The sequence below is a fragment of the Klebsiella africana genome (genome assembly GCF_020526085.1).
In the GTDB taxonomy this organism is placed as follows: Bacteria; Pseudomonadota; Gammaproteobacteria; order Enterobacterales; family Enterobacteriaceae; genus Klebsiella; species Klebsiella africana.
This window is the reverse complement of record NZ_CP084874.1, coordinates 518,428-533,135: the sequence shown is the minus strand read 5'-3', so window position 1 is coordinate 533,135 and position 14,708 is coordinate 518,428. Positions and strand designations below refer to the sequence as shown.

Genomic DNA, 14,708 nt, shown 5'->3' with positions numbered 1-14,708 from the left:
TCTTCGGTTGCGCCACGTAACAACATCACTCAAACAACACTGGCTCAACCACCAGTTCCCTGGTGTTGGCGCAGTATTCGCGCACCCCGGTCTGTCCGGGGTCATTTTTTGCTGGCTTTCGCCACCCACGCCTTCAGCACCGCTACATCGTTTTGCCACTCGGATTTCATCTCTTCAACCCATTCAGCGACATTATCAGACCAGGCAGGCAGATCCGGAGTCTGGATCTGCTGGCCCAGCTGCTGGATGTGGCGCAGTCCGATAGAACCTGCCGCGCCCTTGATTTTATGGCCCTCTTCGACGATTCCTTTTTGGTCGCGGGCGGTTAAATTAGACTCCAGAACCGACATATAACCCGGCATCATCTTCTCAAACACCGCGAGACCATCGTTGATAAGCTTCGGCCCGACCAGCTCGATGTATTGCTCCAGCATATCGGTATCCAGCACCGCATCGGCTTTATGCCGATCGGTCGCCGGCGCGTCCTGCGTCTCCTCATCCGGCGCATCCCAGAATTTTTTGATCATGGCCGTCAGCGCAGGCACCGATAGCGGCTTGCTCAGCACATCGTCCATCCCGGCGTCGAGGTACTCTTTCTTATTCTTCAGCACGTTGGCGGTCAGGGCCACCAGTGGCGGTAGCTCGTCAGCGGCAAAGCGCTGTTTCAGTTCACGGGAAATATCCAGGCCGGTCATGTCCGGTAGCTGAATATCCAACAGCACAAGGTCATATTCGCCTGGCTCGAACATCTCCAGCGCGGCTTTCCCGGTCATCGCCACATCAACGCTGTTACCCAGTTTTTCCAGCACTGAACGGGCCACAATAACGTTGAGCTCAATGTCTTCCACCAGCAGCACGTTGAGCGCCGGTAATGGCATGTCGTCTTCCGCCAGCGTATCTTCCACTTCTTCCGCAATGGCAGGCGCATGGACGGTAAGCGTAAAGGTCGCCCCTTTGCCCGGCTGGCTGGTAACGCTGATATCGCCGCCCATATTACGCGCCAGACGACGCGAGACGGCGAGACCAATCCCGGTGCCGGTGGCCGGTTTGCCGCCGTGGCTGTCTTTGACCTGGTAATACATGGCGAAAATTTTGTCCTGTTCCGCTTCAGGAATACCAATTCCGGAGTCTTCCACTTCGAAGTGCAGGATATCGCCTTCGTCATAGCGCACGCGGACGTTCACCCCGCCGCCCTGAGGGGTAAACTTCACGGCGTTGCTGATAAGATTCCACAGGATCTGCCGCAGACGCGTACCGTCGGTGATCACTTTATGCGGTAGCGGTAACGAGGGCTCCAGTACGAAACGTAGTCCCTTCTGTTGGGCCTGCAGGCCAGATAGGTTTTCAAGGTCGGCAAGGAAGCTGGTGAAGTCCACCGGCTGGTTATCGAGCTGAACCTTGCGGCGCTCCATTTTGTCCATATCAATAATATCATTGAAGATATTCCCCAGCGTCACCGCCGAGACATGGATAGTTTTCAGGTATTTTTCCTGCTCACTGGTCAGTTCGGTATCCAGCAAAATACGGCTCAGCCCGACGATCCCGTTTAGCGGGGTACGCAGCTCATGACTGATGGTGGAAATAAAGGTGGTTTTATCCCGGCTGGCGCGCTCAAGAGCGTCCTGATAGCGTTTACGTTCGGTGATATCGCGGCCGAAGCCCATCAGGCCGCGACGCTTACCGACGCGATCGTAGTAGGGGACCTTGCGGATTTCAAAGCACGCTTTGCGGCCATCGGGATAGTCCAGCCACTGCTCATAGGTCAGCGATACATTGTGGCGGAATACCTTCTCGTCGGTCTCCAGCACCTTTTCCGCCGCCTCTTCGTTATAGACGTCCTGCGGTTTGAGGTGGATCAGCTGTTTCTCACTTTTGCCGGTCAACAGCTCCATCGCCCGGTTACAGCCTGAAAACTCCTTATCCTCATTGCGGTAGAACACCAGGTCCGGGGAGGCATCAAGGAAGGAGCGCAGAAAGGAGGATTGCTGTTCGAGCTGGATCTGCGTCTCTTCACGCTCTTTCATCTCGATCTTCAACTGCTCAAGGGTGGTCTCACGCTCGGCTTCCGCCTTTTCACGTTCACTAATCTCCTGATTCAACTGCGCGATGTTATCTTTCAGCTGTACGTTCAGCTTCAGATCGCGTTCGCGCATCTCCTCCAGCTTATCCACCAGCCGCGAAAGACGCTGGCGGGACTCTTCAAGCTGTTCCACCACTACTGAGAGAAAATAGACCGCCCAAGGCGTGATCAGCAGGCCAAAGAAGATAGAGCGGATAACGTCGATGCTTTCCACCTGGCCATGCAGCACCATGGTAACCGCCATCTGTACCACGATGGCCAACACCACCAGCGCAAGAGCCAACAGCATCGAAAAGCGGACCAGACCCAGCTTCATCATCAGGTCGACATAATACTGCGCCAGCATACGAATTTGCTTCATAAGGGATTCCTTCACGACAACTCCGCACAATAATACTCAATTCTGAGCAATGCGCTGTAAGTTGTGCAAAAAATGCGGGAAGGACACGGTGCGACGGCTGGTTGCCGAGGCGAACCAGCCGCAAAAAAGAGGGGGATCAGGAAAGGGATTAACGCTTGCTTAATGCCTCCCAGAGTCCTTTCAGGTAGGTCACGCCGAGGGCGCGGTCGTATAAGCCATAGCCCGGCCGTCCGGTCTCGCCCCAAATGAAGCGGCCATGATCCGGGCGAATATAGCCGTCGAACCCGTTGTCATACAGCGCTTGCATCACTTTGTACATATCCAGAGAACCGTATTCTGACGGATGGGCGCACTCGTAAAAATCTTTATCCTGTATCAGCTTAATATTGCGGACGTGGGCAAAATGAATGCGCTTACGCCGGGTAAATTCGGCCAGGATAGCGTATACGTCATTATCTGGATCTTCGGCAATCGAGCCGGTGCAGAGCGTGATGCCATTGGCGGGCGAATCGACGGCCCGGCAGAGCCAGTCCAGATCGTCGCGGTTTTTTACCACCCGCGGCAGGCCAAAAATGGAGTACGGCGGATCGTCCGGGTGGATCGCCATTTTCACCCCGACCTCTTCGCAAACCGGGATAACCGCCTGCAGAAAATAGACCAGGTTCTCCCGCAGCTTTTCGTCATCTACCGCGCTATATTTGGCAAACAGGGTCTGCACCTCCGCCAGCCGTTCCGGCTCCCAGCCCGGCAAGGCGAAGCCGTTTGAGTTTTCCAGCACCTCCTTCACCACGTCTTCCAGCCGCTTATCGATATCTTTCTTCTCAAAAGCCATCGTCAACGAACCATCCGGCAGGACGTAGTTCATATCCGTCTTCATCCAGTCGAAAACCGGCATGAAGTTATAGCAGATGACTTTAACGCCAAAGCGGGCAAGGTTGCGGATGGTCTGCTGGTAGTTGGCAATATAGCGCTCACGGGTGGGTAGGCCGATTTTGATGTCATCATGGATGTTGACGCTCTCAATGACTTCCATTTTCAGGCCTGCGGCATGCGCCTGGCCGACCAGACGCTCAATTTTATCCACCGGCCATACCTCACCCACCGCGACGTCGTAGAGTGCGCCGACCACCCCCTCAACACCAGGCACCTGGCGAATATGTTCTAATGAAACCTTATCTTCTTCTGGCCCAAACCAGCGCATTGTCATCTGCATCGTTATCACCTGCTTTAAAATTTGTATTTATACCCTACTACCATACCAGTAATCATAATCAAATGCGTTTTAACTGTCGTGATAGCGATCACATTCCTGCTGCCCGATTTACCGCGCGGGCTCTTCAGGACATATTCATAATTTTTTTCAATTCATTTCAATAGATTAATCATGCCATGGCTTTTTCTGCCGAGCTTTCTCAAATGTGATCCAGGCCTGATTATGATTTTTTGCATACTTGTATGGTAATAAAAATAGCGTAATTTGTTCAGAAAAAAGACAATGGAAGGAATCAAAATGAGAAGCGTCGTCGTCAAAGAGCCAGGCCAACTGAACATTGAATCTCGTCCAGTTCCGGTTCCGGGTGCCCATGAAGTACGGGTGAAAATTGCTTTTGCCGGGATCTGTGGTTCCGATGTACACATCTATCACGGCCATAACCCTTTCGCGAAATATCCCCGCGTCATCGGCCATGAATTCTATGGCATCATCGACGCCGTAGGTGAGCAGGTCTCTTCGGCACGCATCGGCGAGCGTGTCGCGGTGGACCCCGTTGTCAGTTGCGGCCATTGTTATCCTTGCTCGGTAGGAAGGCCGAATGTCTGTACGCAGCTCCAGGTCATCGGGGTTCACCGCGACGGGGGATTTAGCGACTACGCCTGCGTGCCAGCGAAAAACGCCTGGCGCATCCCCGAGGCAATCACCGATCGTCAGGCAACGATGGTTGAGCCTTTTACCATCGCGGCAAATATTACCGCCCAGCTGCAGCCCACGGCGCAGGATATTGCCCTGGTGTACGGCGCTGGCCCGATGGGGCTGACGATCATTCAGGCGCTGAAGGGGGTATATGGCGTTAAGCAAGTGATCGTCGTGGATCGCATTGCCGAACGTCTGCAGATGGCCCGGGAAAACGGCGCCGATCTGACGCTCGATAACACTGACCTGCCGCTCGCGGAACAGCTGGCGCAGCGGCAGCTAGCCCCGACGCTGGTCATTGATGCCGCCTGCCATCCGGCGATCCTGCAGGAAGCTATCCTGCTCGCCTCCCCCGCCGCACGCATCGGTATACTCGGCTTCTCCGGCGAGGCCTCGACCCTCACCCAGCAAAGTATCACCAGTAAAGAAATTTCCATTTTCTCCTCACGGCTGAACAGCGGGCGTTTTCCACTGGTGATTGACTGGATGGAGAGAGGTCTTATCCACCCTGATGCGTTAATCACCCACTGTATGCCGCTGGAACAGGTGAAAGAGGCCATGGAGATATTTGCCAACGATCGGAAAACCTGCTGCAAGGTGCTGCTGCAGTTAGGTTAAACCGCCATCATTTTTAAATAACGGCCAACGGATATACTTTTGTCCGTTGTGCCTGAAATAAATAATATACTGAGCATGGTGTTATCATGGGAAAAAATATTCGCTGGATTATCGTCCTGTTATTATTTTTAGTATATATGATTAATTATCTGGACAGGGTGGCATTATCCATTACGGTCCCGATGATTGAAAAGGACCTTGCCCTCAACGCTGAACAATTTGGCATGATTTTCGGTAGCTTTTTCTTCGGCTACGCGGTCTTTAATTTTATTGGCGGTCTGGCCGTGGATAAGTTTGGCGCAACGCTGGTGATGGGCCTGGCGGTCGGTCTGTGGTCGCTATTTTGCGGCTTAACTGCGGTTGCCACCGGTTTTTATTCCATGCTAGTGCTGCGGGTGCTTTTCGGTATGGCGGAAGGCCCGATTTGCGCGTCGGCGAACAAAATGATCAACGGCTGGTTTCCTAAAAAGCAAGCGGCTACCGCCGTCGGCTTCCTCAGCGCTGGCTCTCCGCTGGGCGGCGCAGTCGCCGGCCCTATCGTGGGTTACCTGGCTCTGGCATTCGGCTGGCGTCCAGCGTTTATGATTATTTTCGCTATCGGTATTGTCTGGATGATAGCGTGGTTTTTTATTGCCGCTAATTCGCCCGAAAAGCACAAAAAAGTCAGCCAGGAAGAACTCAAGCTGATTAATAAAATGAAGGAAGAAGAGGTCGCGCTGGAAACAACAGAAAATCAAACGGCTCACTCGCTGGGTTATTATCTGAAACAGCCTATTATTCTGGTGACGGCATTTGCGTTCTTCTGCTACAACTATATTCTATTTTTCTTTCTCAGCTGGTTCCCGTCCTATCTGGTACAGCAGCACCATCTGGATATTAAACAAATGAGCCTTACCACCATGATCCCATGGATAGTCGGCTTTGTCGGTCTGGCGCTTGGGGGCTATATCTCCGATAAAATTTTTAAAATTACCGGCCGCTTGCTGCTGTCGCGCAAAATTGTACTGGTGGTATGTCTGTTTATGGCCGCTATCTGCGTGGGGCTCGCGGGTACCGTCAGCAGCGTCGTGCCTGCTGTACTGCTGATGTCGGTCTCCATCTTTTTCCTCTATGTGACCGGGGCGATCTACTGGGCGATTATCCAGGACGTGGTGCATAAATCCCGCGTGGGCGGTGCCAGCGGCTTTATCCATCTTATCGGTAGCGTCTCCGGCATCGTGGGGCCGATTGTTACCGGCTATATCGTGCAGTCTACCGGTAAATTCGACAGCGCCTTTGTCCTCGCCGGCACTATCGCCGCGCTCGGCGCTCTGCTGGTACTGTTCGTAATCAAAACCCCGCGTATGACGATGAAAGCCAGCCAGGCATAAATGGCAGGAGAGCGATGTCCGGCATTATCCCGGACATCGCATACTCCTACTTCTCAACCAGGGGAGCGACCCAGCTGCGGCCAAGCGCCGAGCCCTGAGCGCCCTGCTCATTCAGATAACGATCCAGTTCAACCATTCCGGTCCAGCGATTTTCACACCACAGCGGCGCCAGCAGCGTAGGTCGACGGGCGCTGGCTGAAATACGGTGGTAGATCACCTCCGGCGGCGTATGGCGGATCATCTCCCCGGCGGTAACGGTATACGCCTCCAGCTCAATGCCATCGAGACGCCCGGCCTGCCACGCCTTTGCCATAATACTGCCTTTTACAATGTGCAGTGGATGCAGCTTGATGCCATCCACGCCGGTTGCCACCACCCGCTCCAGCGTCTCCAGGCAATGCCCCTGGGTTTCTCCGGGCAGGCCGACGATAAGATGCGCACAGACTTTCAGCCCCCGCTCTCGCGCCAGGCGCGCGGTTCGCTGATAACAGGCGAAATCATGTCCACGGTTAATGCGATGCAGGGTTTTATCATGGGCAGTTTGCAGCCCCAGCTCCAGCCACACCTCATATCCCTGCCGATGGTATTCACTCAGCAGGTCAAGGACGGCTTCCGGCACGCAGTCCGGGCGGGTGCCGACGCACAGGCCAACGATATTTGCGGCACTGACGGCCTGACGATACATTGAACGGAGCACCTGCACTTCAGCGAAGGTGCTGGTGTAGGCCTGAAAATAGGCCAGATAGCGCTTCGCCCGGTTGACGAGCTGCGCCTGATGAGCGAGCTGTTCGGCGATGGTGCGATGCTGCTGCGCCTCATCGGCAAAGGAAGCCACATTACAGAAAGTGCAGCCGCCGCGGCCCAGCGTGCCGTCGCGGTTTGGGCAGCTAAAACCGCCGTGCAGCGTTAGCTTATGGACCTTTTCGCCATAGCGACGCATAAGATCCCCACCAAACATATTGACTAATTTCTGTAACTGCATAATCTGATAGACCGGCCTCAACAAAGGGGGCCAAGCCTGCCACTTTTCGTCACCGACGGCGATGACCTGGATCAATCGTCAGCGCGGCGGCCAGCCCTATTGCATAAACAATCATGATTACTGCAATTTCATTCAACCACCAGGTAATGAGTTTTCCTTATATTTCATCTTCGCATAGCCCCAATCTACTTTCTGGTAAAAAACGGTATTAATATCCACCAGTTAAAAATATGGCAGTCAATTATGCTAATAATAAAATGTATTTCAGTGCATATTGGTAATACAAAGCCGCGTGCACAGTGAGACAGATCACACTAGCCTTCCCCCCAGCAGGCGTATTCAGAGCATAAAAATTGGCATTATTTATTTTAAAAACAAAAAGTTAATGCTTGTATAGCACATTTTTGTATTAATAAGATTGCCATTTGACGTAAGTGTGGATTCCCGATAAGTTGGGAATCCGCTGGAAGCTTTCTGGATGAGCACTCTGCTCATCATATTTATGCAGTAATTGAGATTCCCTCTTAACAGCAAGTCCTCAAACTTGTGTACCGATGCGAAAAGGATTTAAAGAGGGCGAATGCGAGGTGCAAACCCCGTCGCCATGCTCTTTCTGTGCCTGTGCGCAATCGGTATCGGAGGGTGTCCGTAGAGCCTGGGGAGGTTCACTGATATGTTGTACGACAAATCCCTTGAGAGGGATAACTGTGGTTTCGGCCTGATCGCCCACATAGAAGGCGAACCTAGCCACAAGGTAGTGCGAACCGCGATACACGCACTGGCCCGCATGCAGCACCGTGGCGCAATCCTTGCCGATGGTAAAACCGGCGACGGTTGCGGTCTGCTGCTGCAAAAACCCGATCGTTTCTTCCGTATCGTTGCTGAAGAGCGCGGCTGGCGTTTAGCCAAAAACTACGCCGTTGGGATGCTGTTCCTGAATAAAGATCCTGAGCTGGCGAAAGCGGCGCGCCGCATCGTTGAAGAAGAACTTCAGCTTGAGACCCTGTCGATTGTTGGCTGGCGCGATGTGCCGACCAACGAAGGCGTGCTCGGTGAAATCGCCCTCTCCTCGCTGCCCCGTATTGAGCAAATCTTTGTTAACGCCCCGGCTGGCTGGCGCCCGCGCGATATGGAACGCCGTCTGTTTATTGCGCGTCGCCGCATTGAAAAACGCCTGCAGGACGACAAAGATTTCTACGTTTGTAGCCTGTCCAACCTGGTCAACATCTATAAAGGTCTGTGTATGCCGGCGGATTTGCCGCGCTTCTACCTGGACCTCGCGGACCTGCGCCTGGAATCGGCTATCTGTCTGTTCCACCAGCGCTTCTCCACTAACACCGTGCCGCGCTGGCCGCTGGCGCAGCCGTTCCGCTACCTGGCGCACAACGGTGAAATTAACACCATTACCGGCAACCGCCAGTGGGCTCGCGCCCGTACCTATAAGTTCCAGACCCCGCTGATCCCGGACCTGCACGACGCCGCGCCGTTCGTTAACGAAACCGGCTCCGACTCCAGTTCAATGGACAACATGCTGGAGCTGCTGCTGGCCGGCGGGATGGACATCGTGCGCGCCATGCGTCTGCTGGTGCCGCCAGCCTGGCAGAACAACCCGGATATGGATCCGGAGCTGCGTTCGTTCTTCGACTTTAACTCCATGCATATGGAGCCGTGGGACGGCCCGGCGGGCATCGTCATGTCCGATGGCCGCTACGCGGCCTGTAACCTCGACCGTAATGGCCTGCGCCCGGCGCGCTACGTCATTACCAAAGATAAGCTCATCACCTGCGCCTCTGAAGTCGGTATCTGGGACTACCAGCCGGACGAAGTGGTCGAGAAAGGCCGCGTGGGCCCAGGCGAGCTGATGGTTATCGATACCCGTGCCGGACGCATTCTGCACTCGGCGGAAACCGATGACGATCTGAAGAGCCGCCACCCGTATAAAGAGTGGATGGAGAAAAACGTTCGTCGCCTGGTGCCGTTCGAAGATCTGCCGGACGAAGAGGTTGGCAGCCGCCAGCTGGATGACGACACGCTCGCCAGCTACCAGAAACAGTTTAACTACAGCGCGGAAGAGCTGGACTCCGTCCTGCGCGTGCTCGGCGAAAATGGCCAGGAAGCGGTCGGTTCGATGGGCGATGACACGCCTTTCGCCGTGCTCTCCAGCCAGCCGCGCATTATCTACGATTACTTCCGTCAGCAGTTCGCCCAGGTGACGAACCCGCCTATCGATCCGCTGCGTGAAGCGCACGTCATGTCGCTGGCCACCAGCATCGGTCGCGAAATGAATGTCTTCTGCGAAGCGGAAGGCCAGGCCCATCGCCTGAGCTTCAAATCGCCGATCCTGCTGTACTCCGATTTCAAACAGCTGACGACGATGGAAGAAGAGCACTACCGCGCCGACGTCCTCGACATCACTTTCAACCCGGCAGAGGCCTCCCTCAGCGAGACGGTGAAAGCGCTGTGCGATAAAGCGGAGCAAATGGTGCGCGACGGCACCGTGCTGCTGGTGCTCTCTGACCGCAACATCGCCAAAGACCGTCTGCCGGTACCGGCGCCGATGGCCGTTGGCGCGATCCAGACCCGTCTGGTCGATAAAAGTCTGCGCTGCGATGCCAACATCATCGTTGAAACCGCCAGCGCCCGCGATCCGCACCACTTTGCCGTGCTGCTGGGCTTCGGTGCAACGGCTATCTATCCATACCTCGCCTACGAAACACTGGCGAAGCTGGTCGACAGCAAAGCTATCGATAAAGCCTACCGTGCGGTGATGCTGAACTATCGCAACGGTATCAACAAAGGCTTGTATAAGATCATGTCCAAGATGGGGATCTCGACCATCGCCTCCTACCGCTGCTCGAAGCTGTTCGAAGCGGTCGGCCTGCATCGCGAGGTTTCCGATCTCTGCTTCCAGGGCGTGGTCAGCCGCATCGGCGGCGCCGGCTTCGACGATTTCCAGCAGGATCTGCTGAATCTGTCGAAACGTGCCTGGCTGGCGCGTAAGCCACTGGCCCAGGGCGGTCTGCTGAAGTACGTGCACGGCGGGGAATATCACGCCTACAACCCGGACGTGGTGCGCACCCTGCAGCAGGCTGTGCAGAGCGGCGAATACAGCGATTATCAACAATACGCGAAACTGGTTAACGAACGTCCAGCGGCCACGCTGCGCGACCTGCTGGCGCTCAACCCAGGCGAAGACGCCATCAGCATCGACGACGTAGAGCCGGCGAAAGAGCTGTTCAAACGCTTCGATACCGCGGCGATGTCGATCGGCGCCCTGAGCCCGGAAGCGCACGAGTCGCTGGCGGAAGCGATGAACAGCATCGGCGGTTTCTCCAACTCCGGTGAAGGCGGTGAAGACCCGGCGCGCTACGGCACCAATAAAGTGTCGCGCATCAAGCAGGTGGCATCCGGCCGCTTCGGCGTCACGCCAGCCTACCTGGTCAATGCCGACGTCATCCAGATCAAAGTCGCCCAGGGGGCGAAACCGGGTGAAGGTGGCCAGCTGCCGGGCGATAAAGTCACCCCGTACATCGCCAAACTGCGCTATTCGGTACCGGGCGTCACGCTGATCTCCCCGCCGCCGCACCACGATATCTACTCTATCGAGGATTTGGCGCAGCTGATTTTCGACCTCAAGCAGGTCAACCCGAAAGCGATGATTTCGGTCAAACTGGTTTCTGAACCGGGCGTTGGCACCATCGCCACCGGCGTGGCCAAAGCCTATGCCGATCTGATCACCATCGCCGGCTACGACGGCGGCACCGGGGCGAGCCCGCTCTCGTCGGTGAAATATGCCGGCTGTCCGTGGGAGCTTGGCCTGGTGGAAACCCAGCAGGCGCTGGTCGCTAACGGTCTGCGTCATAAGATCCGTCTGCAGGTGGATGGCGGCCTGAAAACCGGTCTTGATATCATCAAAGCGGCGATCCTCGGCGCGGAGAGCTTCGGTTTCGGAACCGGCCCGATGGTCGCGCTGGGCTGTAAATACCTGCGTATTTGCCACCTGAACAACTGCGCTACCGGCGTGGCGACCCAGGATGACAAACTGCGTAAAAACCACTATCACGGTCTGCCTTTCAAAGTGACCAACTACTTTGAATTTATCGCCCGTGAAACCCGTGAGCTGATGGCGCAGCTGGGCGTCAAGCGTCTGGTGGATCTCATTGGCCGCACCGATCTGCTCAAAGAGCTGGATGGGTTTACTGCCAAACAGCAGAAACTGGATCTGGGTAAACTGCTGGAAACCGCAGAGCCGCATCCGGGCAAAGCGCTGTACTGCACCGAAAATAACCCGCCGTTCGATAACGGCGTGCTCAACGCCCAGCTGCTGCAGCAGGCGAAACCGTATGTGGATGAAAAGCAGAGCAAGACGTTCTGGTTTGATATCCGCAACACCGATCGCTCCGTGGGGGCCTCGCTGTCCGGGTATATCGCCCAGACTCATGGCGACCAGGGACTGGCGGGCGACCCGATCGTCGCTCACTTTAGCGGTACCGCGGGGCAGAGCTTCGGCGTGTGGAACGCCGGCGGGGTGGAACTGCATCTGACGGGCGACGCCAACGACTACGTCGGGAAAGGCATGGCGGGTGGTCTGCTGGCCATTCGTCCGCCGGTGGGCTCTGCGTTCCGCAGCCACGAAGCCAGCATTATCGGCAACACCTGCCTGTACGGCGCGACCGGTGGTCGTCTGTACGCCGCAGGCCGCGCGGGTGAGCGTTTCGCCGTACGTAACTCCGGCGCCATCACCGTGGTGGAAGGCATCGGTGACAACGGCTGTGAATATATGACCGGCGGCATCGTCTGCGTGCTCGGAAAAACCGGCGTCAACTTTGGCGCAGGGATGACTGGCGGCTTTGCCTATGTCCTGGATGAAGATGGCGACTTCCGCAAACGCGTGAACCCGGAGCTGGTGGAAGTGCTGGACGTTGACTCTCTGGCCATCCATGAAGAGCACCTGCGCGGTTTAATCACCGAGCACGTGCAGCTTACCGGTTCGCAACGTGGCGAAGAGATCCTCGCCAACTGGCCGGCCTTCTCCGCGAAGTTTGCGCTGGTTAAACCGAAGTCCAGCGATGTTAAGGCACTGTTGGGTCACCGTAGTCGTTCCGCAGCTGAGCTGCGGGTGCAGGCGCAGTAAGGGGTTAAGATGAGTCAGAACGTTTATCAATTTATCGACCTGCAGCGCGTTGATCCGCCAAAGAAACCGCTGAAGATCCGTAAAATTGAATTTGTGGAAATTTACGAGCCGTTTTCAGAAGGCCAGGCCAAGGCGCAGGCAGATCGCTGCCTCTCCTGCGGCAACCCGTACTGCGAATGGAAGTGCCCGGTGCATAACTACATCCCGAACTGGCTGAAGCTGGCCAACGAGGGACGTATTTTTGAGGCAGCTGAGCTGTCGCACCAGACCAACACCCTGCCGGAAGTCTGCGGGCGCGTCTGCCCACAGGACCGCCTGTGTGAAGGCTCCTGTACGCTGAACGATGAGTTCGGCGCGGTGACCATCGGCAACATCGAACGCTATATCAACGATAAGGCATTCGAGATGGGCTGGCGTCCGGATCTCTCCGGCGTGAAACCGACCGGTAAAACCGTCGCGATCATCGGTGCAGGCCCGGCGGGCCTCGCCTGTGCCGACGTGCTGACCCGCAACGGCGTCAAGGCGGTGGTGTTTGACCGCCATCCGGAAATCGGCGGCCTGCTGACCTTCGGTATTCCGGCGTTCAAGCTGGAAAAAGAGGTGATGACCCGCCGCCGGGAGATCTTCACCGGCATGGGCATTGAGTTCAAACTCAATACCGAAGTGGGCCGCGACGTGCAGCTCGACGACCTGCTGAAAGAGTACGATGCCGTGTTCCTCGGCGTCGGGACCTATCAGTCGATGCGCGGTGGTCTGGACAACGAAGACGCCCCGGGCGTCTACGACGCGCTGCCGTTCCTGATCGCCAACACTAAGCAGATCATGGGCTTTGGTGAAACCGCCGATGAGCCCTATGTCAGCATGGAAGGCAAACGCGTGGTCGTACTCGGCGGTGGCGACACCGCGATGGACTGTGTACGCACTTCCGTCCGTCAGAATGCGGCGCACGTGATCTGCGCCTATCGTCGTGACGAAGAGAACATGCCAGGCTCAAAACGCGAAGTGAAAAACGCGCGCGAAGAAGGCGTTGAGTTCCAGTTCAACGTCCAACCGCTGGGTGTGGAAGTGAATGCCAACGGCAAAGTGTGCGGCGTGAAGATGGCGCGCACCGAGATGGGCCAGCCGGATGCGAAAGGCCGCCGTCGCGCGGAGATCGTCCCCGGCTCTGAGCACGTGGTGCCGGCAGACGCCGTAGTCATGGCGTTTGGCTTCCGTCCGCACAGCATGGAGTGGCTGGCGAAGCATAGCGTCGAGCTGGATTCTCAGGGCCGTATTATCGCGCCGGAAGGCAGCGATAATGCCTTCCAGACCAGCAACCCGAAAATCTTCGCCGGTGGCGACATCGTTCGCGGTTCCGATCTTGTGGTGACAGCGATTGCCGAAGGCCGGAAAGCGGCAGACGGGATCCTTAACTACCTTGAAGTGTAATTAGGCCCGGAGCCTCTGCGCATAAAAGCCCGATGGTTAACGCCATCGGGCTTTTTTATTGCTCATTCGCCGGGCAAACTGCTGCTTTCAGCGCCGAATTATACCAGCCGCAGATATGCTCTAAGCGGGTGATCGCCGAGCCGACGGTCACCGCCCAGGCGCCGCAGCGCATCGCCTCCGCCGCCTGGGCAGGCGTATTATAGCGCCCCTCGGCGATCACTCTGCAGCCCACGGCGCTCAGGCTTTGCACCAGCGCCAGGTCCGGCTCAACCGGTGTCTCCTCTGCGGTATAGCCTGAGAGAGTCGTGCCGACAATCTCAGCCCCCAACTGCCAGCACCCGAGAGCGTCGTCGAGAGATGAGCAATCGGCCATCGCCACTTTTCCCTGCTGATGAATTTCTGCTAATAGCGCCGACACTGACGCCGGACGCTGACGCTGGGTGCCGTCAATAGCAATAATATCCGCACCGCCCTGCGCCAGCGCGTCGATATCTTCCAGCCATGGAGTAATACGCACCGGGCTATCGGGCAGATCGCGTTTGATCAACCCAATAACGGGTACCGTCACTAACGGGCGAACGGCCTGCAGGTTGGCCTGGCCTTCGATGCGCAGCGCTACCGCTCCCGCCTGTTCGGCCGCCAGCGCCATTGCCGCGACGATAGCGGGGTTATCCAGCGGACTGCCCGGTACCGGCTGGCAGGAAACGATTAACCCACCATGAAGGTGTATACGCGAATTTAGTTGTGCCAATAAAGACATTCCTGCTCCCTGAACGATACGTTTAGCGTAACAGTATCAGCCGCAGGACGTGCGATGTGTGGCGGG

8 protein-coding genes are annotated in these 14,708 nt (G+C 56.4%); 4 read left to right on the top strand and 4 right to left on the bottom strand.

Annotated features, from left to right (window positions below; all coding sequences use genetic code 11):
- Positions 1-101: 101 nt before the first annotated feature.
- Together arcB and uxuA are read right to left on the bottom strand one after the other, a co-directional pair.
- Entirely contained in the window at positions 102-2,441 is a 2,340-nt protein-coding gene (gene arcB, locus LGL98_RS02545) for an aerobic respiration two-component sensor histidine kinase ArcB (protein WP_136031065.1), read from the bottom strand.
- Between the two features lie 148 nt (positions 2,442-2,589).
- The gene (gene uxuA / locus LGL98_RS02540) at positions 2,590-3,654 is read right to left on the bottom strand and encodes a mannonate dehydratase (RefSeq protein WP_136031063.1); all 1,065 of its coding nucleotides are present in this window, start codon (positions 3,652-3,654) and stop codon (positions 2,590-2,592) included.
- Between the two features lie 297 nt (positions 3,655-3,951).
- On the opposite strand from uxuA, the gene LGL98_RS02535 reads away from it, so the two are divergent.
- Positions 3,952-4,968 carry a Zn-dependent oxidoreductase gene (locus LGL98_RS02535; RefSeq protein WP_136031060.1) on the top strand — a complete coding sequence of 339 codons (1,017 nt, stop codon included), beginning with the start codon at positions 3,952-3,954 and terminating at the stop codon, positions 4,966-4,968.
- Between the two features lie 86 nt (positions 4,969-5,054).
- Entirely contained in the window at positions 5,055-6,338 is a 1,284-nt protein-coding gene (locus tag LGL98_RS02530) for an MFS transporter (protein ID WP_136031058.1), read from the top strand.
- 46 nt (positions 6,339-6,384) lie between these two features.
- Here LGL98_RS02530 and mnmL read toward each other — a convergent pair whose 3' ends face one another.
- Complete coding sequence (gene mnmL / locus LGL98_RS02525) at positions 6,385-7,320, bottom strand: tRNA modification radical SAM protein MnmL/YtqA (protein WP_136031056.1); 936 nt, start codon at positions 7,318-7,320, stop codon at positions 6,385-6,387.
- Positions 7,321-7,993: 673 nt separating this feature from the next.
- Between mnmL and gltB the strand changes: the two genes are divergently transcribed.
- Both gltB and gltD read left to right on the top strand, forming a co-directional pair.
- Positions 7,994-12,454 (top strand): glutamate synthase large subunit, encoded by a 4,461-nt coding sequence (gene gltB / locus LGL98_RS02520; protein ID WP_136031055.1) that lies wholly within the window; start codon positions 7,994-7,996, stop codon positions 12,452-12,454.
- Between the two features lie 9 nt (positions 12,455-12,463).
- Positions 12,464-13,882, top strand: coding sequence for a glutamate synthase subunit GltD (gene gltD, locus LGL98_RS02515; RefSeq protein ID WP_136031053.1), 1,419 nt, complete (start codon positions 12,464-12,466; stop codon positions 13,880-13,882).
- A 55-nt stretch (positions 13,883-13,937) separates the two neighbouring features.
- Here gltD and LGL98_RS02510 read toward each other — a convergent pair whose 3' ends face one another.
- Positions 13,938-14,642: an N-acetylmannosamine-6-phosphate 2-epimerase gene (locus LGL98_RS02510; RefSeq protein ID WP_136031051.1), complete on the bottom strand. Its 705-nt coding sequence runs from the start codon at positions 14,640-14,642 to the stop codon at positions 13,938-13,940.
- Positions 14,643-14,708 lie beyond the last annotated feature (66 nt).